Here is a 24208-nt window from a genome sequence, read left to right as displayed (position 1 = left end):
CGGGCTAGGCGAGCGTTAGCGCATGAGCGACAAGCGCGACGACGATCACCACAACGAGGAACACAAGGAGAAGCAGCGCGAGCGACGCGCCGAGCTCGGCGACAACGACGCCCCCGTCGAGGGGGAGCTCGAGAAGACGTTCGACGCGACCGTCGAAGAAGGCGCCGAGCGGCTGCAGCGCACCTTCCCGAACATGCTCATCACGGGGTTCTTCGGCGGACTCGAGGTGGGGCTAGGCGTCATGGCATACCTCTTCGTGCTCCATGAGACCGGCAACCACCTCCTCGCGGCGCTCGCGTTCGGCATCGGGTTCATCGCCCTCCTGCTCGCCGGCAGCGAGCTGTTCACCGAGAACTTCCTCATGCCCGTCGCCGCCGTCATCGCCCGCGAAGCGTCGGTGAAGCGGCTCGCGATGCTGTGGGGCGGCACCGTCGTCGCCAACCTCGCCGGCGGCTGGCTCTTCATGGGGCTGCTCATGATCGCCGTGCCCGCGTGGCACGAGCTCGTCATCGAGACCGCGCGGGAGTTCGCCGAAGCCCCGCTGACCCTCGAGACGGCGGCCCTCGCGATCCTCGGCGGCAGCACCATTACTCTTCTGACGCGCATGCACCAGGGCACGGAGTCGACAGTGGCGAAGATCATCGCGTCGGTCGCCGCAGCCTTCCTGCTCGCGGGCGTGCCGCTCTTCCACTCGATCCTCGACTCGCTCCTCATCTTCGGCGCGATCCAGGCGGGCGCCGACTTCGGCTACCTCGAGTGGCTCTCCTGGTTCTGGTGGACCCTCATCCTCAACGTCGTCGGCGGCCTGCTGCTCGTCACTGCTCTGCGGCTGCTGCGCACGAAGGACCTCGTCGAGGAGCGCCGCGAGGAGTCACCGGAGGACCCGGACGCGCCGCGGCGCTGACCTCGAGGACGGCGCCGCCGTTCAGTCCTGGTTGCTGAAGGCGGCGTCGAAGGACGCGGTCGGCTGATCCCACAGCAGCGAACGGATGAACCCCGCGGCCTCCTTCGCCCCGTGCAGTCGATCCATGCCGGCGTCCTCCCACTCGACCGAGATGGGCCCCTCGTAGCTGATCGACCGCAGCGCGCGGAAGGAGTCTTCCCACGGCACGTCGCCGTGACCGGTGGAGACGAAGTCCCAGCCGCGCCGCGGGTCGCCCCACGGCAGGTGCGAGCCGAGGATTCCCGCGCGACCGTTCGCCGGACGCATCCGCGTGTCCTTGCAGTCCACGTGGTAGATGCGGTCCTGGAAGTCGACGATGAAACCGACCGGGTCGATGCCCTGCCACATCATGTGCGAGGGTTCCCAGTTGAAGCCGAACGCCTCTCGGTGCTCGATCGCCTCGAGGGAGCGCACGCTCGACCAGCAATCATAGGCGATCTCGCTCGGGTGCACTTCGTGGGCGAAGCGCACCCCCTCGCCGTCGACGACGTCGAGGATGGGGTTCCACCGGCCGGCGAAGTCCTGGAACCCCGCCTCGATGACGTCGGCGCCGACGGGCGGGAACAACGCGACGTACGGCCAGATCTTCGAGCCCGTGAACCCGACGACCATGTCGACGCCCAGTCGGCGCGCGGCCTTCGCGGTGAGCTTCATCTCCTCGGCTGCGCGCCGTCGCACGCCCTCCGCCTCGCCGTCGCCCCACACGCGCGAGCCAACGATCGCCTGGTGGCGGAAGTCGATGGGGTCGTCGCACACGGCCTGACCCTTGAGGTGGTTCGAGATCGCCCACACCTTCAGGTCGTACTTCTTGAGGATGTCGAGGCGCTCCTGGACGCCGCTCCTGGACGTACGGGTCGCCCTCGACGGCGCGAGCGACATCGAGGTGCTCGCCGGAGCACGCGGTCTCCAGCCCGTCGTAACCCCACTCGGAGGCATACCGCGCCACCTCCTCGAGGCTCAGATCGGCCCACTGGCCGGTGAACAGGGTGACGGGGTGCGTGCTCATGCGGAGTACCTCTCGTTCTGCAGCGCGGTCAAGTAGTCGTACGTGCGCTCAGCCAGAGCATCCTGACTCTGCCCGAGGGGATGCCAGATGGAGGCAGCAGTCGCGATCGTGTCATTGTCGGCGGTGAAGCTCTCGAAGTTGAGCGGGCCCGCGTAGCCGACGTCGTCGAGCGCGTCGAGCATGGCGGGCCAATCGGTGTGGTCGTCGCCGACGACACCGCGTCGTTGCCGCACACCTGTACGTGCGTCAGGTGGTCGCCCGCGAGCCGGATCGCGGCCGCGGGACTGTTCTGCTCGATGTTTGAGGTGATAGCTGTCGAGCGCGAGCCCGACGCCATGGCCGAGCGGAGGCTCGAGTGCGTCGAGCGCCTGTTCGACGGTGTTGACGAGACTCGTCTCGTAGCGGTTGAGGGGCGGCGAGCTCGTCAGAGATGATGTTCTTGATCTCTGCCGGGTCGGCTCCCGTGAAGTAGTCGACGGCCGCGATGCCGACCTCCTCGAAGAGACGCTCGGCCGTGGCCCAGCGCTGCTCGAGCACGTCGACGCCGGGCAGGATGCGCAGCGCGACGACCTTGTCGCCCTCCTCGAGGTTGTCGATGAGGAAGTTGGCCGACTCGATGCCCCACGCAAATCCACCGATGGGGTGGATGAACGTCGTCGGGCAGTCGGTGTTGACACCACGGTCTAAGACGATTCATATCGCCGGCGCACTCGTCGGCCCGGCCGGGCACCCCAACTCAGTCGGGCACGGCGACATTTCGGCCACGGCAGGCGAGACGCACGCGAACCCGTCGATTACGACAAGCTCGAGCGCTGCCCGACCGCACCGCGCTCCGAGCGAGGTCGAGTGTCAGGAGTTCGTCTGTGCACCTGACAGGGCGCCCCGTTCTCTGTCCTGGCGTGACAACCGCAACAATGACCCGATGGTGAAGGCGACCGCTGAATGTCAGCAATCGGCACGGGTGGGTTCCGTGAAAATCACCCGCGAATTCGACTGCGGCGACCTCGACACCGCGCCGTACAGCGAAGCAAGGTTCTAGGCCGAGGGGGCGTTTGCCAGCTTACTCATCACCTCGCCGAAGATCCGCTCGATCGCAGGGTCTGGGCGGCCAACACCGCCACCAGCGACCCAGCCACCGTCGACCACGAGGTTGGACCCGGTCACATAGTCTGCCTCGTCAGAACACAGGTACACGGCCGCCAAAGCAATATCCTCGGGCCGGCCAACGCGAGGGTTGAGCAACGAATTCTCGACTGGCTCGCGCCCTCCGGCGTCGAGCAGTGGTCGCGTGGCGGGGGTGTCGATGAAACCTGGCGAGACGGTGTTGACCCGAATGTTCCACGGAGACAACTCAACTGCCAGGTTGGTCGTCAGCCGCAGCACCGCACCCTTCGCCACGTTGTGCACCAGGTTGCCCGCAACGTTTCCGGGCATTGCCGAGCCCACCATAGCGGCGACCGATCCAGTGTTCAGGATGACGCCGTGGCCCTTGCGTTTGAACACCGGCAGTGCCTTCTGGATCGCCAGGAACAAGATGGTGACCTCGTTCGTCATGTCGAAGTCCCAGTCAGCGCGAGTGAGGGACTCGATGGTGCCTCCTCTCACCCCAGAGGCATTGTTGTAGAGGATGTCGAAGTCGCCATACGCGTCGACAGCGAAGTCAATCCAGCTCTGCACCCCGGCTTCGTCGCTCAAGTTCAGAGGCTGCATCGACACCATGTCGCCTCCCTTCGCGCGCACCATCTCGACCGTCTCTTCAGCGAGGTCTGCCTTGAGATCGCATCCCACGATCTTGGCGCCCTCGGCAGCGAAGGCTAGTGCCGCCGCCCTGCCCTGTCCGTCCGCGGTGCCGGTGATGAGAGCAACTTTTCCCTCCAGGCGTCCTGCCATGAGCTTGTCCTTCCGTCCTGCAATGATGGTTCTCTGGATTGTGAAGCACCGATATTGTCTGACCGACACGCGCCGTCAACGGCCCGTGTCGCCTACTTCGGTGGACTCGCCTACTTGGGTGGACGTTGGATGAACGCCCGTCGCATAGGCATACGACTGCCTGATCAAGCCCGCCGCAATCGCCGCTTCACCAGCATCACGTGGGGAGTAAACCATAACAGCTCCGGGCGAGATAAAACCGAGGCGCGCAATGGGATGCTGCTCGGCCCAGCCAGCTTCGATCGCTGCTTCGGCAACGGCTTGCGGCAGCACAAGGTGCAGGGAAAAGTCTGGTGCCGGGTGGAGGTGCGCAAACTCCCTGTCGATCATGAAGGCCTCGGGCGGCCCTTGGCCGGTGCCAGGAGGCAACGTCAGCGCTTGCGCCCCGGGCACTGAGATCATTGAGCCCGCCCATACAACCGGAAGGTCGCCCAGCAATTCGATCAGCCGCAACCTAGGTTGATGATCCACGGGCTGTTGGTCGAGCTGTGTGTGCGGGTTCGTCGACGTCGTCGACGGGCGCGGGCCAGAGCGTCGTGGATATTCCGTCATCTCGTCCTCGCGATTCATGCCACCACCTGCGCAGCGAAGTCTGCTCCGAGAATATCAGTGGCCAGCAGCGCAGTATGAAGCGGACTGAGATCCTCACCGATGTCCCTGCCAAGGATCTCCTCAGCTCGGCGAAGCCGGTAACTCACGGTGTTCTTCGAGACATGAAGCCGCTGAGCCGCGGCGTACTGACTGCGATTGACATTGAGATACTCCAGCATGGTGCTTCGAAGGTCCGTCTCGCGACCGCTGTCCCCGAGGAGTCCGCCGAGCTGAACCTCGAGAAACCTCTGAAGACGTTCGGGACGAGCGGCGAGTTCAGCGACTGCCCCATAACGGTCATACGGCAGGATTCGCCCGAGGTTGCGCCAGCCGGCCATCATGGCGACCTTCTGCAGAGCACGCGCCTCGTCATGACTGGCGATGAACCCCGCTGCGCCGCTACCGGGGAGACCGACCGTCATGGTCCATCCATTACACGGTGGCGGTGGCTCTAGACGGAGATCGCCAGCAGTGCGAACGCTCCCCCACGCCCAGAGCACGTTGGGTGCGATCTTCACCTTGAAGATCTGATCGCATCCCATCCCCTCGAGCGCCTTTACGGTCGTGGCCACGAGCTTCTCGGGTTCTTCCCGCTGGCTGAATGCGACTGCGGCCACGTGGATTCGGTCAAGCGGATATCGGGTGACCTGTTCGAATCGTTCCGGTCGGCCTCGACCGCTCAAGAGAGCAGCGAGGACTCCAGATTCCGTTTCATGAAGACCCCGCACCGGATTCTCCGTTGCTGGATGCATGTCGGTGATGACATCCGCGAGTTGGTTGTGCGTATCGACCACGCTGCTGACAAGTGCCCGCATGTTGGCGCCCTGCTCACCCACGGGAATGAGCCGTTCACACTCGTGAAGGAGCGCTTCGGTGATTCCAGCTTGCCCGAGGTTGAGAGCTCTCAGGACGGCGGCCAGAGTCGCGCCCTCATTCATGGCCCCTTGCGCCAATTGCAGGACCAGGGGCCTCGTGAGCCGGCCAAGATTCGGATCCACTAACCGGAGGATGGTGTCCAGGAACAATAGCTCCGTTGTCTCATGGACTGTTCTCCCTAGAGACGCGAGAGACGGATCCGTCCTGACGATCAGATTCGCGACACCGGCCGCTTCAGACGCAACCCACTGAGCGGGGCCGGGGCCAAGATGCTGGCGCGCTACCTCGCGCGCCGTGTCGGTCAGCTCGCCGGGAACGTCGGAGACGGAAGAAAGCTCCAGTATCCACGTGAAGGTGTGCGGGGACCTTTCCGAGGCCCCTGTATCGATCGGAGGCGACGTGGCGGGTTGTGTCATCGCGTGATTGTACTCCTGACCGTCGAGTACGAATGCACTCATGTGTCTTGAACGCCGAACTCTTCAGCAAAGCTGACTTTGCCACGGCTTTCGCGACGACCAGCGTCGAGGCTGTTCAGGAGCCGAGAATTCTCGATGATGATCATGTGCACGTCCTCCGAATTGGCATAGTGCCGGTGCCAAATCCAGGGGGGAGTGAAGACAAAGTCACCTTTGCTCCAGGTGACAACCTGGTCGCCGATCTCCGACCATCCGCCACCGTCCGCCACGTAGTGAACGGACTCGTGGACGTGCCTCTGGAGGTCCGTCGAGGTCTCCGCCGGAATCACCTGGAGTACGAACTCCACAGTCTTCATCGGCACGTGACGCAGCAGACCGAGGTGGGAGGGATTGTCCGTCCCACCCGTGAGCCAGTAGGCGTCCTCCGAATGCGTGACGAGATGAGGTTCGGTCACGTGCTGATCATCCCGGTGGTGCATGCGGTCAATTTCCTGCATGAACTCCTGGAGTCCTTCTTCGCTGAGCTTCGCACTGTCGTTGCCCATAGTCGGCGTTCCTTTCCTTCTCTATGCTGAACATTTTGTGTGAGCTAGTCGACCGGCAGTTCGCCTGTCTTGAAAGTCTCACGCGTCATGAGTGTTGCGATGAGGGAGATCAGTGCGAGCGCCCCGATGTACCCGGCAACGGACCAGGTGTTCCCCGTGGCGGCGAGCAGTGCCGTCGCGATGAGCGGCGTGAAGCCTCCCGCAATAGCTGCAGTGAGCTGCACACCGAGCGACACGCCGCTGAGCCGCACGCGCGTGGGGAAAGCCTCGGCGAAGAACGCGCCCGATGGTGCCGCAAGAGGTGCGTGGCCCATTCCCATTGCAAGGATCAGGGCAAGGTACACCAGAGGCATGGCCGTGGTGTTCAACAACAGGAAGAACGGTACTGTGAAAACGAGCAGGAACGCCGCGCCGAAAATCATCACCGGCCGACGTCCGACTCGGTCGGACAGAGCACCCCAGAGCGGAAGTGTGATCATCTCCACGATTGCGGCAACGAGAACAGCGTTGAGGATGTCAGCACGTGCGATGCCCAGGAACTGACTTCCGTAGCTCACCGAGAACGTTGCGATGAGGAAGAATGCCGCGGTCTCGCCCGACTTCATCCCGATCACCAACAGAATTTGACGCCAGTAGCTACGTATGACATCGATCATGGGCGAGCGTGTCGTGCGCTGCCCGGTCTTGGCGGCCTCGAACACGCTGGTCTCGGGCACGCCGAGTCGAATGGCAAGACCGATTGCGACCAGGACGAGACTGATGAGGAATGGTACTCGCCATCCCCAGGAGAGGAACGCCGCCTCGTCAAGCGCCCCGGCGAACGCACCGAAGATGAGCGTCGCCAGAACAAGCCCGCCTGCCATGCCCACTCCGGGCCATGCACCTAAGAAACCACGGCGCAGTGAACGCTGACCATCGGATTCTGCGGCCATGACGATAGCGCCACCTTGCTCGCCCCCCATCGCGACCCCCTGAAAGAGCCGCAGAAGGACTAGCAGTATGGGAGCCCAGATCCCGATCGTCTCATACGTCGGAAGCAACCCGATGATCGTCGAGAAGATGCCCATCCCGATCATGGTGATGATGAGCACCTTCTTGCGACCGATTCGGTCACCAAGATTCCCGAAGATTATGCCGCCAAGCGGACGGGCGACGAAGCCAACCCCAAAAGTTGCCAACGACGCCAACGTGCCGATCACGGGATCCACCTGCGGGAAGAACAGCGGGCCGAACACAAGTGCAGCCGCAGTTCCGTAGAGGACGAAGTCATACATCTCCATGGCGGTGCCGGCCGCAGTCGCCGCAACCGTGCGAAGGGTTCTACGGGGAACTTCTGGTGCTTCCGAAGAGGTCAGAGTCGAATCATTGATCGTCACTGGAGCTTCCTTTCATCGCGGTCGGGCTCCGTCGCCCGACACGTCTTGTGTCGTTCCTTGTTGGGGGTTCGATGGTGCAGTTTGCGAGGAGCTCTCGCAACGATGTCCGACTAGCGGGCGGGGCCAGCTACGGCACCAACCGTGTAGCTGCTCCGCAATTCGGCCCACCTGGTGCCCGCCTCAGTGGCCCCGTCTAGATACGACTGGGGAGCGGTTTGATAGGGCGGGCGCGGCGGGCCGGGATCGATGACACCGGCTGCCGCAATGCGCGCCTTGTCGAGGGGGATGTTGTACCGCGAGAAACTTGCGAAGTCGCCCTGGGGCATGAGCGTTGAGTACGCGTATTTTAGCTCCTGGGAGATTGCCTCCGCAGCGACCCAATCCGAGGAGACCATCGCGTTGCGTAGCCGTTCGAGGGGTTCGGTGCCACATGCGGCACTGGGGCTCCAGCAGGCAGCGGCGGCATCCCCCACAATCCGGTGTGCGTCTAGCCAATCGGCATCCATAGGGAGCAACCGGATTCGATCACCACACGCTTCGACGTCATCCGCGTACTGGGGGCCGAGGAAAGTGTACTTCGCGCCGATGAGCGTGGGAATCTCGGATAGCCTTGAGTACAGCGCTGGCGAGAGCTTGCTCTTGAAAGCCGAAGGGTTGTCGTACAAGATGACGGGGACTTCGGGCAGAGCTTCGGCGATGTCGGAGTAGAAGCCGACGATCGCATCGTCATCCATCTCGCACCACATCGGGCGCCCGAGAAACAAGCCATCAACGCCGATGTCGAGAAGCATTCGAGCGCGGCGGATCGTGTCGCGGGTATTTAATGTTGTCGCACCTGCGAATACTGGCGTCTTCCCACTTTCAGACACCACAATTCTCATGAACGCGGCGACCTCAAGCTCGGTTACCGTCGCGCCTTCGCCAAAGGTACCGAGGGTCAACAGTGCGTCGACGGCCGGCGCAGCACCTTGGATCATCGCGGTAGTCACGCTCGTCTCAATCGTATTGTCCGTGTCCCAGCGTGCCGAGTCGGGAGTCGACGGCGTCGGAACGATTCCGACAATCCCCACGAGATCCTGTGCTGTGTACTTTTGCGCCAAGCTATCCTCCTTGATGAGCGTGCGAGTCGTCGAACCCCAACCCTCTGGCGAGTGACTCCACCGAACGCTCACGCTAGCGACATAGGGGCGCTTGATCCTTGGTCCACCAGACCAATCTTTTTTCCTGTCGTCGTGCAGCGTTCGCTGTGCCGAAGAGGATGGGGGTTGCCGGTCGTGAACACGTCGACGGCACCGATGACTAGAGATGCATCGGCAGCAATTGAGCCGGGATGCTCGATACCCGGGTGCACAAACGGGGCCAACCTCGAAGTTGAGGAGCTCTCGCTGAGTCGCTGATCACAACCCGAGCTGCAGCACCATGAGGCCCGGCCAGACCGCGAAGAGCACCGTGACCGGGAGTATGAGGAACACGAGCGGTACGAGCATCGTGACCTCGCGCGTGCCCGCGGCCTCCAGTAGGGCACGCTTCGACTCCTCGCGGGCGTCGAGCGCGTGGGCGCGCAATACCTCGGCGAGCGGCGACCCGCGGTCGAGAGCCGCGAGCACTTGGTCGACGAGGCGCGTGATGGAGGGCATCCCGAGGTCGTCACGTAGTTCTGCGAGACAGGCCGCCACCGGCTGACCGGTCGCGGCGCGCGTCACAACACGGTCGAACTCGGTGGCGAGCTCGCCCGAGCCCGTGCGGGCGACGCGGCGGACCGCGTCGAGGATCGACTCGCCCGCCGAGACGCTCAGGGCGAGGAACTCGACGATGGTCGGGAACTCGTCGGCGATACGGGCGACACGACGCTTCGCCGCCCGGGCGAGCAGCTGGTCGACAAGAGCGAGCCCGGCGATCGAGCCCGCGAGCACTCCCCCGACCGCGGCGAGCACGATCGTGCCCGCGTCGCGCACCGCGACACTCGCGACCGCGACCCCTGCGGCGGCCCCGAGCGCGGCACCCGCGAGCTGCCGCGTGCGATGCCCCGCGATCGTCGTCGACGCGCCCGACTGCCGCAGGCGCGTGCGGATCGCCTCCTCACCGCCGAGCACGCTCTCCAGCACGCGACTCGCGCCCTCCACGAGCGGGGCGAGCAGCGCCGAAGCGACCGGCAGCGGATCGCTGCGCTGCCCCGATGTCATCGCGTGCGCAGCGGGCGAGACATCGACGAGGTACGGGGCGAGGCGGTGCACGAGCCTCGGGCGGCCGAGCCGAGGCACGAGGCTCACGAGCAGCCAGAGCCCCGCACCGAGCCCCACGCCGCACAGCAGCGCCCAGCCGAGCAGCGGGCTCACGAGCGCGCCGCTCACCGGAACCACCGCTTCATCGGAACCACCGACCTTCCTCGGGCAGGCGCCCGAGCGCGATCATGATGCGGTAGGCGACGAGAGTCACCGCGAGGCCCGCGACGACGAGCACGGCGCCGCCGACCGAGTTGTAGGCGGCCGCGGCCTCGGGCCTCGTGCCGAGCAGCACGAGTACGACCCAGGGCGCGACGACGCCCAGGCGGGCGGCGGCGCGCACCCACGATTGCCGAGCATCCACTTCACCGCGCACGGCCGCGTCGGCCCGCAAGTACTGCGAGAGCGAGCGCAGCACCATCGGCAGCTCGGTGCCGCCCACCTCGCGCGCCATGCGCAGCGTCTCGATGATGCGGTCGGCGACCGGGTCGGCGAGGTTCGCCTTGAGGGTGTCGAGCGACTCCTCGAAGCGCGCCGTGCGCACGTAGTCGCGGCGGAACTGGCGGAAAGGCTCCTGCACGCTGCCCGGCGCCGACTCGGCGAGAGTCACGATCGCCTGCGGCAGGCCCAGCCCCGACCGGATGCCCGACAGCAGGTGATCGACCACGTCGGGCCACACCGACCGCAGTGCGCGCCGCCGCGCCGCCGCCCTCGCCCGTAGCGCGACGACGGGCAGCGCCGCGGCGACCACTCCCGCCACGGGGGCGAGCGCGACGACCGGTACGAGGATGAGCGTGAGGGCGGCACCGATCAGACCGACGAGGATGTCCAGGGCCACGAACGTCGCCGGCGCGACCCCCGTCACGCCCGCGCGCGCGAGCAGGTCGGCGACGGCGCCGAGCGTCCGACTGCGCTCGGCGGGCCGGCGATCGTGGTCGCGCGGCCACAGCCACGGGGAGACGACGAGCAGCACGCCCGCCGCGAGAACGAGACCGAGCGCGACGCTCACGCGGGCACCGCTCGTGGGCCGGCGGACGGGTTGACGGCTGGGGTGACAGCGGTGTTGACGGCAGAGCGCAGCAGCGGGCGCGGGTCGAGCCCCGCGCGTGCGAACACCTGCTCCCGCGGGGGCAGCGTGCCCGTCGCCGCGAGCTCCTCCCCGCGCAGGCTGAAGATCGACTCCGCCTCGATCGTGCCCTCGACGACGTCGCCCGTCGGCGCGACGATCTCGGCCACCCGGCGGCGCCCGCCGCGCACAAGCTCGCAGTGCACGACGAGGTCGATCGCGCTCGCGACCGTCGGCACCACGAACGACGAGTCGATGTTGCGCCCGGCGAGGAGTGGCAGGGTGGCGAGCTTGACGAGAGCATCCCGAGCGCTGTTCGCGTGAATCGAGCACATGCCCGGCAGCCCGCTGTTGAGGGCGATGAGGAGGTCGAGGGATTCTGCCTCGCGCACCTCGCCGACGACGAGCCGGTCGGGGCGCATGCGCAGGGCCTCCTTGATGAGGCGGCGCAGACTGATCTCGCCCGAGCCCTCCAGGTTGGCGCTGCGGCACTGCATCGCGACGACGTCGGGGGCGCTGAGGTCGAGTTCGAAGGTCTCCTCGACCGTGACGATGCGCTCGCTCGGTCGTGCGCCCGCGAGCATCGCGCCCATGAGGGTCGTCTTGCCGGAGTGCGTGGCGCCGCTCACGAGGATGTTCGCCCCCGCGAGGACGCTCATGCGCAGGAACTCGGCGGCCGGCGGGGGTAGCGACCCGAGCTCGACGAGGCGGGACAGATCACCGATGCGCTGCGAGAACTTGCGCACGTTGACCGACCAGTGGCGGCGCGTGACGTCGGGGATCACCACGTGCAGGCGCGAGCCGTCGGGCAGGCTCGCATCGACGAACGGACTGCTGAGGTCAACGCGGCGCCCGGTTGACTGCAGCATGCGCTCGACGAGCGTGCGCACCTCCTCGTCGGTCAGCTCGAGCGTCGTGCGCTCACTCACCCCGTCGCGCGCGATGAAGACCGCGTCGGGGGCGTTGATCCAGATCTCCTCCACCTCGGGGGCGTCGAAGTAGGGCTGCAGTGGGCCGTAGCCGATCAGGCCAGCGAGCACCTCGCCGAGCGTCTGCGCCTCGTCGTCGATGACGGGCAGCGTGCCGCCGCCGAGCGAGCGCTCCGCGTAGCGCCGCAGCTCCTCGCGGGCCAGCCGGTCGGCCGCAGCCGGATCACGGTGCAGGTCGAGCCGCTCGGCGCGCACCCGGTCGCGCACCCGGGCGGTGATGAGCGAGGCGGCGGAGGGCATGGCCGCCATTCTGCAAAGGCGGCCCCGAGCATCCCGCCCGTTCTCCACAGCCGTGTGCCGCGAGGGCGATGGCGCGCGCCAGATTGGACGCAAACGGGGCCGTTGCCGCACGCCGAGCGCCCTTTTGCGCCAGATCTGGCACGAAAGGGCGCTGGGGCGCCAGGGGATCCGTGGCCGGGCGGCCACCATAGCGCCCGGCCACGGAAGTGTGGGGTGCGGGATGCCGTCGGGCCTTCAGGCCCGACGAGCATCGCGCACTCAGTTCTTCGGGATGAAGGTGTACTTCGTGGTGAGGTACTCGTGGATGCCCTCCAGCGAGCCCTCACGGCCGATGCCGGACTGCTTGACGCCGCCGAACGGCGCCGCGGCGTTGGAGATGACGCCCGCGTTGAGGCCCATCATCCCTGTCTCGAGACGGTCGATCATGCGCATGCCGCGGTTCAGATCCTGCGTGTAGACGTAGGAGATGAGGCCGTACTCGGTCGCGTTGGCGAGCTCGACCGCCTCGTCCTCAGTGTCGAACGGCACGATCGCGAGCACGGGGCCGAAGATCTCCTCCGACAGCAGGCGCGTGCCCGCTGCCACGCCCGTGAGCACCGTCGCGGGGTAGAAGGAACCCGCGCCGTCCGGAATCTGCCCGCCCGTGGTGACGGTCGCGCCGCGCGCGACCGCATCCTCGACCAGTTCGTGCGAACCGGCCACCGCTTTGTCGTCGACGAGCGGGCCAATCTGCACGCCCTCCTCGGTGCCGCGACCCATGCGCATGGCCGCGACCCGCTCCGTCACGCGACGGCTGAACTCCTCGACCACGTCGCTCTGCACGAGGATGCGGTTCGCCGCCGTGCACGCCTGCCCGATGTTGCGGAACTTGGCGAGCATGACGCCGTCGACCGCCTTGTCCAGGTCGGCGTCGCCGAACACGACGAAGGGAGCGTTGCCGCCGAGCTCCATCGACGTGCGCAGAATGCCGTCGGCCGCCTGCTTCATGAGCGCGCGACCGACCCCCGTGGAGCCCGTGAAGCTCAGCTTGCGCAAGCGCGGGTCGGCGATGATCTCGCCCGAGACCGCGCTCGACTGCGAGGTCGTGACGACGTTGACGACACCCTTCGGCAGGCCCGCCTCCTCCAGCAGCGCGACGAAGAGGAGCGTCGTGAGCGGCGTGAGCGCGGCCGGCTTGATGATCGAGGTGCAGCCCGCGGCGATCGCGGGCGCGATCTTGCGCGTCGCCATCGCGAGGGGGAAGTTCCAGGGCGTGATGAGGAACGAGGGCCCGACGGGGGCGTGCGAGACGACGATCTGCCCCGTACCCTCGGGGTTCTGCCCGAAGCGGCCCGTGATGCGCACGGCCTCCTCGCTGAACCAGCGCAGGAACTCGCCGCCGTAGGTGACCTCGCCACGTGCCTCGGCGAGCGGCTTGCCCATCTCGAGCGTCATGAGCAGGGCGAACTCGTCGGCGCGCTCCTGCAGGAGGTCGAAAGCGCGGCGGAGAATCTCCCCGCGGGCGCGCGGCGCCGTCGCCGCCCAGTCGGCCTGGGCGTTCGCCGCGGCGTCCATCGCACGCTGGCCGTCGGCGACGGAGGCGTCGGCGATCTCGACGAGGGTCTGCCCCGTCGATGGGTCGGTCACCGCGAGCGTCCGGCCGCCCTCGGCATCCACCCACGCGCCGTCGATGTAGAGGCCGCGCGGAACCTTCGCGAGCAGGTCGGCTTCCGTGATCATGTCGTTCCTCCGATTCAGTTCGCCTCGAGCGCCTCGGCGATGACGCCGAGACCCTCGCGCAGCAGGTCGTCGCTGATCGAGAGCGGGGGCAGCAGGCGGATGACGTTGCCGTCGGTGCCGCAGGTGAGCACCACGACGCCGTTCACGTGGCAGTGCTTCGCGACGGCAGACGTGAGCGCAGCATCCGGAGCCCCGTCCTCGTCGACGAGCTCGATCGCCATCATGGCGCCGCGCCCGCGGATGTCGCCGATGCGTCCGTCGCGCGCCTGCATGGTCGTCAACGAATCAAGGATGATCGCCTCGAGCTCGCGCGCACGCCCGAGCAGATCGTGCTCGTCGTAGGCACGCAGCGCACCGAGAGCCGCAGCGGTCGCGATCGGGTTGCCGCCGTACGTGCCGCCGAGGCCGCCCGCGTGGGGAGCATCCATGATCTCGGCCCTGCCGGTGACGGCCGCGAGCGGCAGCCCGCCCGCGATGCCCTTCGCGAGGGTGATCATGTCGGGCACGATTCCCTCGTGCTCGCTCGCGAACATCGCACCCGTGCGGGCGAAGCCGGTCTGGATCTCATCGACGATGAAGACGACGTCGTTCTCGTTGGCCCAGGCCTGCAGCGCGGGCAGGAAGCCCTCGGCGGGCACGACGAAGCCGCCCTCGCCCTGGATCGGCTCGATGATGATCGCGGCGAGGCGGTCGGCGCCGATCTGCTTCTCCATCGTGTGGATGGCGCGGGCCGCGGCCTCCGCTCCGCTCAGCCCATCGCGGTAGGGGTACGACATGGGCGCGCGGTACACGTCGGGCGCGAAGGGGCCGAAGCCGGCCTTGTAGGGCATCGCCTTCGCGGTGAGCGCCATGGTGAGGTTGGTGCGGCCGTGGTAGCCGTGGTCGAAGGCGACGACGGCCGACTTGCCCGTGTAGTAGCGCGCGATCTTGATGGCGTTCTCGACGGCCTCGGCGCCCGAGTTGAAGAGGGCGGTGCGCTTGGCGTGGTCGCCGGGAGTCAGGCGGTTGAGCGCCTCGGCGACCTCGACGTAGCCGTCGTACGGCGTGACCGTGAAGCACGTGTGGGTGAAGCGCTGCACCTGCTCGATGACAGCCGCGGTCACGTGCGGGTCGGCGTTGCCGACGTTCGTCACGGCGATGCCCGACCCCAGGTCGATGAGGCTGTTGCCGTCGACGTCGACGATGACGCCGCCGCCCGCGGCGACCGCGTAGACGGGCATCATGGTGCCGACGCCGCTCGAGACGGCGGCCTGCTTGCGGGCGATCCAGGCTTCGCTCTTCGGGCCCGGGATGCTCGTCACGAGCTCGCGCTTCTGGGGCAGGCTCGGGCCCCCGGTGACGGGTGGGCGGTCGGCTGCGGGGGCATCCATCATCATGCTCATGCGGCCAGCGTAGGTGCGGGAGTGCGCCTCGTCAGTGTCCACGGCGTACACTCTCGACCACACGTGTGTACGTCGCGTACACGCCTCTCGAGCAGGGAGCCCCATGCCCATCACCGTCGCCAACCTCACCTCGCACGCGCAGCTCGGGCTGCGCATCGTGTGGGCAGACGAGCGGGCCGCCGCGCGCCCCTGGAGCTGGGTGCACTCGAGCGACCTCGCCGACCCCACCCCCTTTCTCGGCGAGGGCGACGCCCTGCTGACCACCGGCACGCAGTGGAGCAACGACGACGACATCGAGCCGTGGGTCGCACGCCTCGCGGCCGCCGGCGTGCCCGGCGTCGGCTTCGGCACGGAGGTGATCCGCGACGGCACGCCGGAGGCGCTCGTGGAGGCGTGCGAGCGGCACGGCATCGCCCTGCTCGAGGTGCCGTACCGCACCCCCTTCATCGCCGTCACGCGCGCCGTCGCCGACGCGGACGCACGCGAGAGATACGCCCGCGTGCGGTGGACGCTCGAGACCCAGCGCGCCCTCGCCCTCGCCGCGCTGCGACGCGAGGGGGTCGCGGCCGTGCTCGCGGAGCTCGCCCGCCGTATCGAGGCACCGGTCGCGCTCGTGGAGGCCGCCGGCGCACACGGCGAGGCTCCTGAGACTGTGGCCGACGCAGCGCACCGGATGCTCGCCGCGGGCCGCCGCGCCGCCCGCACGGTCGACGGCTGGAGCCTGCAGACCGTCGGCGCACCCGGGTCGCTTGCGGGCGTGCTCGCCGTCGGCCCGACGACGCCCGACGACGACGCCGTGCGCGCCGTCGTCACGAGCGTCGTCGCCATGGCCGGGCTCGCACCGCGCGCCCTGCGCTCGTCCGAGAGCGGTGATGCTGGCGAGCGGCTCGAGCACCTGCGCACGCACCTGGCGCGACTGCTCGCCGAGAGCGACCCGGCTCCCCCGCTCCTCCTTGAGCACGGCGACGAGACAGCCGCCGACCTGCTCGCGACACTGCGCGCGCACGACTCCTCGACAGGCGAGCAGCTCGAGGCGACCCTCACCGCCTGGCTGCAGGAGGACGCCGTGGCGGAGGCGGCGGCGCTGCGGCTGGGCATCCACCGTCATACGGTGCGCGCCCGCGTACGCCGCGCCGGCGACGTGCTCGATCGCGACCTGTCGTCGCTCGCGGCGCGCGCAGAGCTGTGGGCCGCGCTGCACGCCGAGGCCCGCCTCTGAGGGTTTCGCCGCCGATACACTGGCCCCACCAGCGGGAGTGGTGGAATCGGCAGACACGCAGGATTTAGGTTCCTGTGCCTTCGGGCGTGAGGGTTCAAGTCCCTCCTTCCGCACGGTGCGCCGCGCGCCGCGCACCGCACGTCGTGCCAGATCTGGCGCGAAAGGGCGCTTGACGAGCGGCCAAGGCCCAGTTTGGGGCGAATCTAAGCGCGCGGGCTCGCGTAGGGGCGCTCGCGTAGGGGCGCCCACGACACCGCGACGCGACGCGGCGCGACGCGCGGCTACAACACGAACAGCAGCGCGAGCAGCCCGCCGAGCACGAGGTAGGCGAGCGCGGTCGGCACGGTCGTGCGCAGCACCTTCCCCTCCTGGCCCGTGAGGCCCACGGTCGCGACCGCGGCCACGATGTTGTGCGGCGCGATAATGTTGCCGACCGCGGCGCCGAAGCCCTGCGCGCCGAGCAGCGGCAGCTCGGGCAGCGCGAGCGCCCGTGCGGTCGAGCTCTGCAGGTCGGTGAACAGCAGGTTCGAGGCGGTCGCCGAGCCGGTGATGAACGTGCCGAACGCGCCGACCAGGGGCGCAAAGACGGGCCACGCGAGCCCCAGCCCGGCGGCGGCGAGCGCGAGCTGCTCGGTCATGCCCGAGGCGGTCATGGTGCGCGCGATCGTGATCATCGCCACGAGCGCGACGAGCACGGGGCCGAGCTGCAGCGTCGCCGTGACGAAGGCCACGCGGATGCGCCGCCAGGAGGCCCGCTGCAGCAGCGCCCCCGCGAGGAACGCGATCGTGAGCAGCATCGTGGGGTGGTAGAGCGGCTGCACGCTGCCGGCGAAGCCTCCGGGCAGCTCCCACGCCAGAGTGACTGACTGCAGAGTCTCCCGCAGAGGGCCGATGAGCCGCGTCAGCAGGACGACGCCGACCAGCACGAGGTACGGGGCGGCGGCGCGCAGAACCGTGATCTCCGCGGTGACGACGTCGCGAGCATCCGGATGCGGATGGGTGGTGACCACCTCATCGGGCACTCCCGTCTCGCCGCGCGCGTGGACGCGCCGCCGATGCCGCACGAGCACGAACGAGAACACCAGCACGCCCACGAGAGCCCCGCCGAGGGTGGGCAGCTCAGGCCCGAGGAACCACGCGATGAGCCCGTACGGCACGAAGAAGCACACGGCGGCGAGCGCACCCCACCACCACAGGCCGCGGAAGTGCCCGTAGGCGCGCCCGATGATGACCACCATGACGGCAACGAGCACGACCCCGAGGGCGAGGTGGTACACGACCGTCGACTGCGCGAGCTCGGCGCTGGTCGCGTCGACGAGGGCGCTCTGGGCGAGCACGGGCGTGCCGATCGCCCCGAACGAGACGCCCGCCGCGTGACCGACGAGCGCCGCGGCGACGGCCGGCAGGGCGGGCATGCCCGCAGCGACGAGGAAGGGCGCCGCGAGAGCGACGGGCGTGCCGAAGCCTGCCGCGCCCTCGAGGAAGAGCGCGAAGAACCACGCGACGAGGATCGCGCCCAATCGCGGGTCGGGGTGCAGCATCGCGAGCGCCTGGCGCAGGCGGGCGGCGGCGCCCGTGCTGCGCTGCAGATAGTGGATGCCCAGGGCCGGCCCGATGATGCCGATCACGGTGAGCGCGATGAAGCCGGCTTCCGCGAGCACCCCGGCGAGACTCGCGGCGACACCGACCTGGGCGTCCTCGCCACCGAAGCCGAACACGGTGAGCGCGAGCACGAGCGTCACGGCGGCCGTGACGAGGCCTGCGCGCGCGGCCGACCAGCCGAGCACCGTCATGAGGACAAGCACGAGCAGGACGGGGGCGAGCGCGACTATGGTCAGCACGCGACCCAGCGTACGGGGGCATCGGCACGATACTCTGTCGTGACCGCACCACGCGGTTGTCCGCCCACGTCACGACCGGAGTCGCCATGCTGCCGATGGATATCGGTCTCTTCGACGTGGAAGGCATCATCACGGGAGCGGGGCCCTGGGCTCTCGCGGTCGTGTGCCTCATCGTCTTCGTCGAGACCGGCCTCCTCGTCGGCTTCCTCCTGCCGGGCGACACGCTCCTCATCCTCACGGGCGTGCTCACCTTCACCGGGGTCATCCCGCAGCCGATCTGGCTCGTGGCCCTGTGCATCATGCTCGCGACGATGGCGGGCGACAACCTCGGGTACCTGATCGGCCGCAAGGTCGGGCCGCCCATCTTCGAGCGCAAGTCGGCCGGCTTCTTCAGCCGCCGCAGCGTCGCCCGCACTGAGGCGTTCTTCGCGAAGTACGGCGGCTGGGCGGTCACGATCGCGCGCTTCATCGCCGTCGTGCGCACCATCTCGCCCGTCGCCGCGGGCGTCGGCAAGATGCAGTACCGCAAGTTCTTCCTCTTCGACACCCTCGGTGCCGCGCTGTGGGGCGTGGGCCTGCCCGCACTCGGCTACAGCATCGCGCAGATTCCGGGTGTGGCCGCGTGGGTCGTGGAGTACATCGACCTCGTGCTGATCATCCTCATCGGCCTCGTGCTCATCGGCATCGGGTACCACTGGTTCCACGAGCGCCACCAGCAGCGCAAGGAGGACGAGCTCGAGAGGCAGGGCGTCGAGCTGCCTCCCGTGGAGATCTGGCAGGACGAGCCCGAGCACGACGGCAAGCACGAGGCGAAGGAGCCCGCGTCGAGCCGCCGCACGTACGGCATCGGCCCGCACGATGGCAAGCACGAGAAGAACGACGAGCTGCCGTGACCGCGTCCCGCACGCGCCGCCTGACGCGCACGGTGCTCGACGCCGTCCGCGGCGCTCTCATCGGCCTCGCCGAGATCGTGCCAGGGGTCAGTGGCGGCACGATCGCCCTCATCGTCGGCGTGTACGACGCGCTCATCGACGGGGCCGGCCACCTCGCGCGCGGTGTCGCGCGCCTCGTCACGGACGGACTGCGCGGTCGCAGCATCGCCCCCGCGGTCGGCCACTTCCGTTCGGTTCGCTGGGCGGTCGTCCTGCCGATCGGCATCGGGATGCTCGCCGCCATCGTCGCCGGCGCCGCCGTTCTCGCTCCCCTCGTCGAGGGCTACCCGACGGCGACCCGCGCGGTCTTCGCGGGCCTCATCGCGGCATCCCTCATCGTTCCCGCGCGCATGGTCGGCGGTCGCTGGAGCGCTCGCGAGTACGCGCTCGGACTGCTCGCCGCGGTCGCCACCTTCCTGCTCACTGGGCTGCCGCAGGCGCCGGACCAGGACCCGGCGCTGTGGGTCGTGGCGATCGCCGCCGCGATCGCCGTGTGCGCGCTCGTGCTGCCGGGCGTCTCCGGCTCCTATCTGCTCCTCACGGTCGGCATGTACGCGCCGACGCTCGCCGCCGTCAACGACCGCAACATCGCCTATCTCGGCGTCTTCGTGCTCGGCGCGATCCTCGGGCTCGGCGTCTTCGTCTCGGGCCTGCAGTGGCTGCTCGCCCACCGGCGCAGGGTGACGCTCGTCATCATGACCGGCCTCATGGTCGGCTCCCTGCGTGCCCTGTGGCCGTGGCAGGACGACACGGGCGGCGTGCTCGCGCCCGGCGACGACCTTCCGCTCGCGGTCGTGCTCGCCATAGCCGGTGCAGCCTTCGTGCTCGGCCTCATCGCCCTCGAAGCGTTCCTGCTGCGCCGCCGCCTCCTGTCGGCCGACGTCGCCGCAGACCCGGCGCTGAGCGTCGTCGACGAGTCCCGCGCGCTCGACGAGACGCAGGCGCAGGATGCCGCCGCTGCCGAGGACCGGGACGCCGGAGAGCGCGAGAGCTAGGGCACCGCTGCCGGGTTCTCCGCCGCGAGCCACAGTGCACCCGCCACGGCGGGCGCGAGCACGACGACGGCGCCTCCGCGGCGACGCACGCCGACTCCGGCCCCACCGCTGTCCACCGACGCGACCGTCACAGCGTCGTCGAGCGCGAGCCCCAGGCGGTCGACGACACGCAGCACGTCGGGGTCGCGGTCGCTGATGCGCACGATGACTCCCTCGAATCCGGGAGGGGCCTCGTCGAGGCGCACGGCGGCCGGCCTGCGCAGCGAGCCGTCGGCGGCGGGAATCACGTCGCCGTGCGGGTCGCGACCGGGGTAGCCGAGCTGGGCGTCGATCGCGTCGAGCAGGCGGTCGCTCAGGGCGTGCTCGAGCACCTCGGCCTCGTCGTGCACCTCGTCCCAGCCGTAGTCGAACACGCGCACGAGCCAGGTCTCGATGAGGCGGTGCCGCCGCACCATCGCGACCGCCCTCTCCTCCCCCAGCCCGGTGAGCCGGATGGCACTGTACGGCCGGTGGTCGACGAGGCCGGCGGCCGCGAGCTTCTTGACCATCTCGGTGACGCTCGAGGGCGCGAGCCCGAGCCGCACGGCGAGCTGGCTGGGCGTGATGGGTTCGGCCTGCCACTCGGTGTGCGAGTAGATGACCTTGAGGTAGTCGTCGATCGCGATCGAGGTCGAAGTGCCGTTCACGGGTGCACGCTCTCGCGGCGCTCGTGCCCCTGCGGCTCGAGCTGGAAGGTCGAGTGCGCCACATCGAAGTGCTCGTCGAGGCACTCGTCCAGGTGGGCGAGGAGCGCGCTCGCCCGGTCGCCGTCGAAGACGTCGTCGCGCACGACGACGTGGGCGCTGAACACGGATGCTCCGCTCGTGATCGACCAGACGTGCACGTCGTGCACGCCGACGACGCCGGGGGCGGCGAGCACGTGCTCGCGGATCTCGGCGATGCTCGTCTCGGGCGGTGCGGCCTGGCTCAGCACGCGCAGCACGTCCCGCAGCAGCACGAGCGCCCTCGGCACGATCATCGCGACGATGACGAGAGAGGCGACCGCGTCGGCGGGCGCCCATCCCGTGAGAAGGATGACGCCGGCAGCGACGATGACGGCGAGCGAGCCGAGCAGGTCGCCGAGGACTTCGAGGTAGGCACCCCGCATGTTGAGCGACGTCTGGGCCTCGCGGCGCAGCAGGAGCGCCCCGGCGATGTTGCCGAGCAGGCCCGCGACGGCGACGAGCAGCATGGGCAGGCTCTGCACCTCGCCGGCCTCGGGCTCCAGCAGGCGCGAGGTCGCCTCGACGGCGACGACGACGGCGACCGCGAGGAGGATTCCGGCGTTGAGCGCGGCGCCGAAGACCTCCGCACGGCGAAAGCCGTAGGTCTGGCGCTCGGTCGCGGGGCGACGGGCGACGGTCAGCGCGATGAGCGCGACGATGAGCCCCACGAGGTCGCTCGCGACGTGCCCCGAGTCAGCGGCGAGCGCGAGGGAGCCGGTGAGCACGGCGCCGACCAGCTGCACGACGAGCACGACGGCGACGATCGCCATCGCGGCAAGCAGGCGCGAGCGCGACGCCGCGTGGGCATGGTCGTGGCCCCGTCGGCGCGGCGGCGGGGTGGAGGATGCGGGGTGCTCGGCCATCACGATCCAGCGTAGGCGGCGACCGCCCGCCGTGCGCTCAGCGGTAGCGGTTGCGCAGCACCGCGGCGAGCGCCGTGAAGGCACGCGCACGGTGACTGATGGCGTTCTTCTCGTCCGCGGTGAGCTCGGCGCTCGTCACCTCGTGACCCTCGGGAACGAAGATCGGGTCGTAGCCGAAGCCGCCGCCCCCCGCCTCCTCGCGTGCGATGGTGCCCGGCCACACGCCGAGCTCGACGTGCTCGAATGCCGGGTCCTCTCCCGGGTCGACGAGCGCGGCGGCGCACGTGAACGCTGCGACGCGGTGCTTCTCGTCGGCCAGATTCTTGAGCACGAGCCGCAGGTTGGCGCGATCGTCGCGGCGCCCCGAGTAGTGGGCCGAATCGACGCCCGGTTCGCCGCCGAGTGCCTCGACGCTCACGCCGGAGTCGTCGGCGATCGCGGGCAGACCCGTGTGGGCGGCCGCGGCGCGCGCCTTGATGAGCGCGTTGGCGGCGAAGGTGCCGCCATCCTCGACGGGGGCGGGGCCGTCGTACGCCTCCAACTGGATGCCCGGCAGCTGCTGCTCGAGAATCCGCTGCAGCTCGGCCACCTTGTGGGCGTTGTGCGTCGCGACGACGACCCTCATGAGGCGAGCGCCTCGCGCTGCAGGCGCGTGAGGTCGACGCCGCCGGCGAGACCCAGGTCGAGCAGGGCGTTGAGCTCGTCGCGGTCGAAGGGAGCGCCCTCGGCCGTGCCCTGCACCTCGACGAAGCTGCCCGAGCCGGTGACGACGATGTTCATGTCGGTCTCCGCCCTCACGTCCTCCACGTAGGCGAGGTCGAGCATGGGGGTGCCGTCGATGATGCCGACGCTCACGGCGGCGACCGAGTCGGTCAGCGCGACGGCCTTCTTGCCGATGAAGCCCTTCTCGCGACCCCACTCGACGGCGTCGGCGAGCGCGACGTACGCGCCCGTGATCGCCGCGGTGCGCGTGCCGCCGTCGGCCTGCAGCACGTCGCAGTCGATCTTGATCGTGTTCTCACCGAGCGACCGGGTGTCGATGACGGCGCGCAGGCTGCGGCCGATGAGCCGCGAGATCTCGTGCGTGCGCCCACCGATCTTGCCCTTGACGCTCTCGCGGTCCATGCGCTCGTTCGTCGAGCGCGGCAGCATGCCGTACTCGGCGGTCACCCAGCCGGAGCCTTTGCCGACGAGCCACCGCGGCACGCCGTTCGTGAAGCTCGCGGTGCACAGCACCTTGGTGCTGCCGAAGCTGATGAGCGCGCTGCCCTCCGCCTGGGCGCTCCAGTTGCGTTCGATCGTGACGGGGCGCAGCTGCGACTCGGTGCGTCCGTCGGCGCGCAGGCCGCTCGTCTCAGCGATGGTGGCGTTCATGGTGTGCCTTTCGGAAGGGGGATGGTGCCGGTCGGGAAAGCCTCGACGTGGCCGATCTCGGGCCCGAGAAACCGTGCGGCCAGCGCGCGGAAGCGCGCGGTGTCAGAACCCGTGGCCTCGAAGACGTGACCGGGAGCATCCTGTCGCGTCGTCTCGAGGCCGTGGTCGACGAGCCGGCGGTAGACGTCGTATGCGGTCTCCTCCGCGCTCGAGACGAGGGAGACGTCGGGGCCGAGCACGAACTGGATCGCACCGGCCAGGAGCGGGTAGTGCGTGCAGCCGAGCACGAGCGTGTCGATGTCGGCGGCCTTCATCGGGGCCAGGTACTCCTCGGCGAGCGCCAGCAGCTCGGGGCCCGTCGTGACGCCGGCCTCGACGAACTCGACGAAGCGCGGTGCCGCCGCGAGGGTCAGCTCGATCTGCGGATCGGCGACGAACGCCTCGGCATAGGCGCCCGAGCGGATCGTGCCCTCCGTACCGATGACGCCGATGCGCTTCGAGCGCGTGCGGCGCACGGCCTGGCGCACGGCCGGTTGGATGACCTCGACCACGGGGATGCCGTGGCCCTGCTCGAAGCGCTCGCGAGCGTCCCGGAACATCGCCGCGCTCGCGGTGTTGCACGCGATCACCAGGAGCTTCACGCCCTGCGCGACGAGCTCGTCGAGCACGGCGAGGGAGTGCTCGCGCACCTGTGCGATGGGCCGCGGGCCGTAGGGGCCGTTAGCGGTGTCGCCGAGGTAGAGCAGCTGCTCGCGCGGCAGCTGGTCGATGATCGCGCGGGCCACAGTGAGCCCGCCAACCCCCGAGTCGAAGACCCCAATCGGCGCGTTGCTCACGCCCCTCAGTCTAGGCGCGCGCCCTCCCCTACCCGCACGCGCCAGATCTGGTGCAAAGGGGCGCTTGCGGCGAGGGTGAGCGCC

General features: G+C 68.8%; 22 protein-coding genes, 1 tRNA gene and 2 pseudogenes. 5 read left to right on the top strand and 20 right to left on the bottom strand.

Features of this window, described 5'->3' with window-relative positions; genetic code table 11:
* The first annotated feature begins 22 nt into the window (after positions 1-22).
* The gene (locus IE160_RS03950; protein ID WP_191151723.1) at positions 23-904 is read left to right on the top strand and encodes a formate/nitrite transporter family protein; all 882 of its coding nucleotides are present in this window, start codon (positions 23-25) and stop codon (positions 902-904) included.
* Positions 905-925: 21 nt separating this feature from the next.
* On the opposite strand, the pseudogene IE160_RS03945 reads toward IE160_RS03950, so the two are convergent.
* The 14 genes and pseudogenes from IE160_RS03945 to gabT form a co-directional block, all read right to left on the bottom strand.
* Positions 926-1949, bottom strand: a pseudogene (locus IE160_RS03945) (sugar phosphate isomerase/epimerase family protein).
* Entirely contained in the window at positions 1946-2182 is a 237-nt protein-coding gene (locus IE160_RS12700; RefSeq protein ID WP_348531840.1) for a hypothetical protein, read from the bottom strand. Before IE160_RS12700 ends, IE160_RS03945 begins: the two are co-directional and overlap by 4 nt.
* A 181-nt stretch (positions 2183-2363) precedes the next feature.
* Positions 2364-2642: pseudogene (locus IE160_RS12500) on the bottom strand (ABC transporter substrate-binding protein); the annotation flags it as partial.
* Between the two features lie 342 nt (positions 2643-2984).
* On the bottom strand, positions 2985-3839 hold the full coding sequence (locus IE160_RS03930; protein ID WP_179873425.1) for an SDR family NAD(P)-dependent oxidoreductase: 855 nt from the start codon (positions 3837-3839) through the stop codon (positions 2985-2987).
* 75 nt (positions 3840-3914) lie between these two features.
* A complete protein-coding gene (locus IE160_RS03925) occupies positions 3915-4448 on the bottom strand; it encodes a luciferase domain-containing protein (protein WP_224744564.1) in 534 nt (177 codons plus the stop codon).
* Positions 4445-5761, bottom strand: coding sequence for a PucR family transcriptional regulator (locus IE160_RS03920; protein ID WP_191151722.1), 1317 nt, complete (start codon positions 5759-5761; stop codon positions 4445-4447). The genes IE160_RS03925 and IE160_RS03920 overlap by 4 nt, the downstream gene beginning before the upstream one ends.
* Before the next feature lie 38 nt (positions 5762-5799).
* Positions 5800-6306 (bottom strand): cupin domain-containing protein, encoded by a 507-nt coding sequence (locus IE160_RS03915; protein ID WP_179873423.1) that lies wholly within the window; start codon positions 6304-6306, stop codon positions 5800-5802.
* A gap of 44 nt (positions 6307-6350) precedes the next feature.
* Positions 6351-7682 (bottom strand): MFS transporter, encoded by a 1332-nt coding sequence (locus tag IE160_RS03910; RefSeq protein ID WP_218925637.1) that lies wholly within the window; start codon positions 7680-7682, stop codon positions 6351-6353.
* 110 nt (positions 7683-7792) lie between these two features.
* Complete coding sequence (locus IE160_RS03905) at positions 7793-8782, bottom strand: dihydrodipicolinate synthase family protein (protein ID WP_191151721.1); 990 nt, start codon at positions 8780-8782, stop codon at positions 7793-7795.
* A gap of 297 nt (positions 8783-9079) precedes the next feature.
* Positions 9080-10042, bottom strand: coding sequence for a type II secretion system F family protein (locus tag IE160_RS03900; RefSeq protein WP_224744563.1), 963 nt, complete (start codon positions 10040-10042; stop codon positions 9080-9082).
* Between the two features lie 4 nt (positions 10043-10046).
* The gene (locus IE160_RS03895) at positions 10047-10913 is read right to left on the bottom strand and encodes a type II secretion system F family protein (RefSeq protein WP_179873421.1); all 867 of its coding nucleotides are present in this window, start codon (positions 10911-10913) and stop codon (positions 10047-10049) included.
* A complete protein-coding gene (locus IE160_RS03890) occupies positions 10910-12199 on the bottom strand; it encodes a TadA family conjugal transfer-associated ATPase (protein ID WP_191151720.1) in 1290 nt (429 codons plus the stop codon). The genes IE160_RS03895 and IE160_RS03890 overlap by 4 nt, the downstream gene beginning before the upstream one ends.
* 258 nt (positions 12200-12457) lie before the next feature.
* On the bottom strand, positions 12458-13918 hold the full coding sequence (locus IE160_RS03885; protein WP_179873419.1) for an NAD-dependent succinate-semialdehyde dehydrogenase: 1461 nt from the start codon (positions 13916-13918) through the stop codon (positions 12458-12460).
* 14 nt (positions 13919-13932) lie between these two features.
* Positions 13933-15288: a 4-aminobutyrate--2-oxoglutarate transaminase gene (gene gabT / locus IE160_RS03880; protein ID WP_218925661.1), complete on the bottom strand. Its 1356-nt coding sequence runs from the start codon at positions 15286-15288 to the stop codon at positions 13933-13935.
* A gap of 115 nt (positions 15289-15403) precedes the next feature.
* Here gabT and IE160_RS03875 point away from each other — a divergent pair, with 115 nt between their 5' ends.
* Complete coding sequence (locus IE160_RS03875) at positions 15404-16519, top strand: PucR family transcriptional regulator (RefSeq protein ID WP_191151719.1); 1116 nt, start codon at positions 15404-15406, stop codon at positions 16517-16519.
* A gap of 31 nt (positions 16520-16550) precedes the next feature.
* Positions 16551-16632 (top strand) — tRNA-Leu (locus IE160_RS03870).
* Between the two features lie 168 nt (positions 16633-16800).
* Here IE160_RS03870 and IE160_RS03865 read toward each other — a convergent pair.
* Positions 16801-18360 carry an L-lactate permease gene (locus IE160_RS03865; protein ID WP_218925636.1) on the bottom strand — a complete coding sequence of 520 codons (1560 nt, stop codon included), beginning with the start codon at positions 18358-18360 and terminating at the stop codon, positions 16801-16803.
* A gap of 86 nt (positions 18361-18446) precedes the next feature.
* Here IE160_RS03865 and IE160_RS03860 point away from each other — a divergent pair, with 86 nt between their 5' ends.
* Both IE160_RS03860 and IE160_RS03855 read left to right on the top strand, forming a co-directional pair.
* Positions 18447-19253 (top strand): DedA family protein, encoded by an 807-nt coding sequence (locus IE160_RS03860; RefSeq protein WP_224744562.1) that lies wholly within the window; start codon positions 18447-18449, stop codon positions 19251-19253.
* Positions 19250-20287, top strand: a complete 1038-nt coding sequence (locus IE160_RS03855) for a DUF368 domain-containing protein (RefSeq protein ID WP_191151718.1) — start codon at positions 19250-19252, stop codon at positions 20285-20287. The genes IE160_RS03860 and IE160_RS03855 overlap by 4 nt, the downstream gene beginning before the upstream one ends.
* On the opposite strand, the gene IE160_RS03850 is transcribed toward IE160_RS03855, so the two are convergent.
* Genes IE160_RS03850 through murI form a run of 5 tightly spaced genes read right to left on the bottom strand, consistent with a single transcriptional unit; the run spans position 20284 to position 24124 of the window.
* A complete protein-coding gene (locus IE160_RS03850; RefSeq protein WP_191151717.1) occupies positions 20284-20973 on the bottom strand; it encodes a metal-dependent transcriptional regulator in 690 nt (229 codons plus the stop codon). The two genes, IE160_RS03855 and IE160_RS03850, sit on opposite strands and share 4 nt — an antisense overlap.
* Positions 20970-21914: a cation diffusion facilitator family transporter gene (locus IE160_RS03845; RefSeq protein WP_191151716.1), complete on the bottom strand. Its 945-nt coding sequence runs from the start codon at positions 21912-21914 to the stop codon at positions 20970-20972. The genes IE160_RS03850 and IE160_RS03845 overlap by 4 nt, the downstream gene beginning before the upstream one ends.
* Positions 21915-21951: 37 nt before the next feature.
* Entirely contained in the window at positions 21952-22539 is a 588-nt protein-coding gene (gene rdgB / locus IE160_RS03840) for an RdgB/HAM1 family non-canonical purine NTP pyrophosphatase (RefSeq protein WP_179873414.1), read from the bottom strand.
* Positions 22536-23288, bottom strand: a complete 753-nt coding sequence (gene rph / locus IE160_RS03835) for a ribonuclease PH (RefSeq protein WP_191151715.1) — start codon at positions 23286-23288, stop codon at positions 22536-22538. The genes rdgB and rph overlap by 4 nt, the downstream gene beginning before the upstream one ends.
* On the bottom strand, positions 23285-24124 hold the full coding sequence (murI, locus tag IE160_RS03830; protein WP_224744561.1) for a glutamate racemase: 840 nt from the start codon (positions 24122-24124) through the stop codon (positions 23285-23287). The genes rph and murI overlap by 4 nt, the downstream gene beginning before the upstream one ends.
* Positions 24125-24208 lie beyond the last annotated feature (84 nt).

Source organism: Chryseoglobus sp. 28M-23, assembly GCF_014789785.1.
Lineage (GTDB): Bacteria > Actinomycetota > Actinomycetes > Actinomycetales > Microbacteriaceae > Microcella > Microcella indica.
Note: the sequence above shows the minus strand (reverse complement) of the source record. Positions and strands in the feature narration are given on the sequence as shown.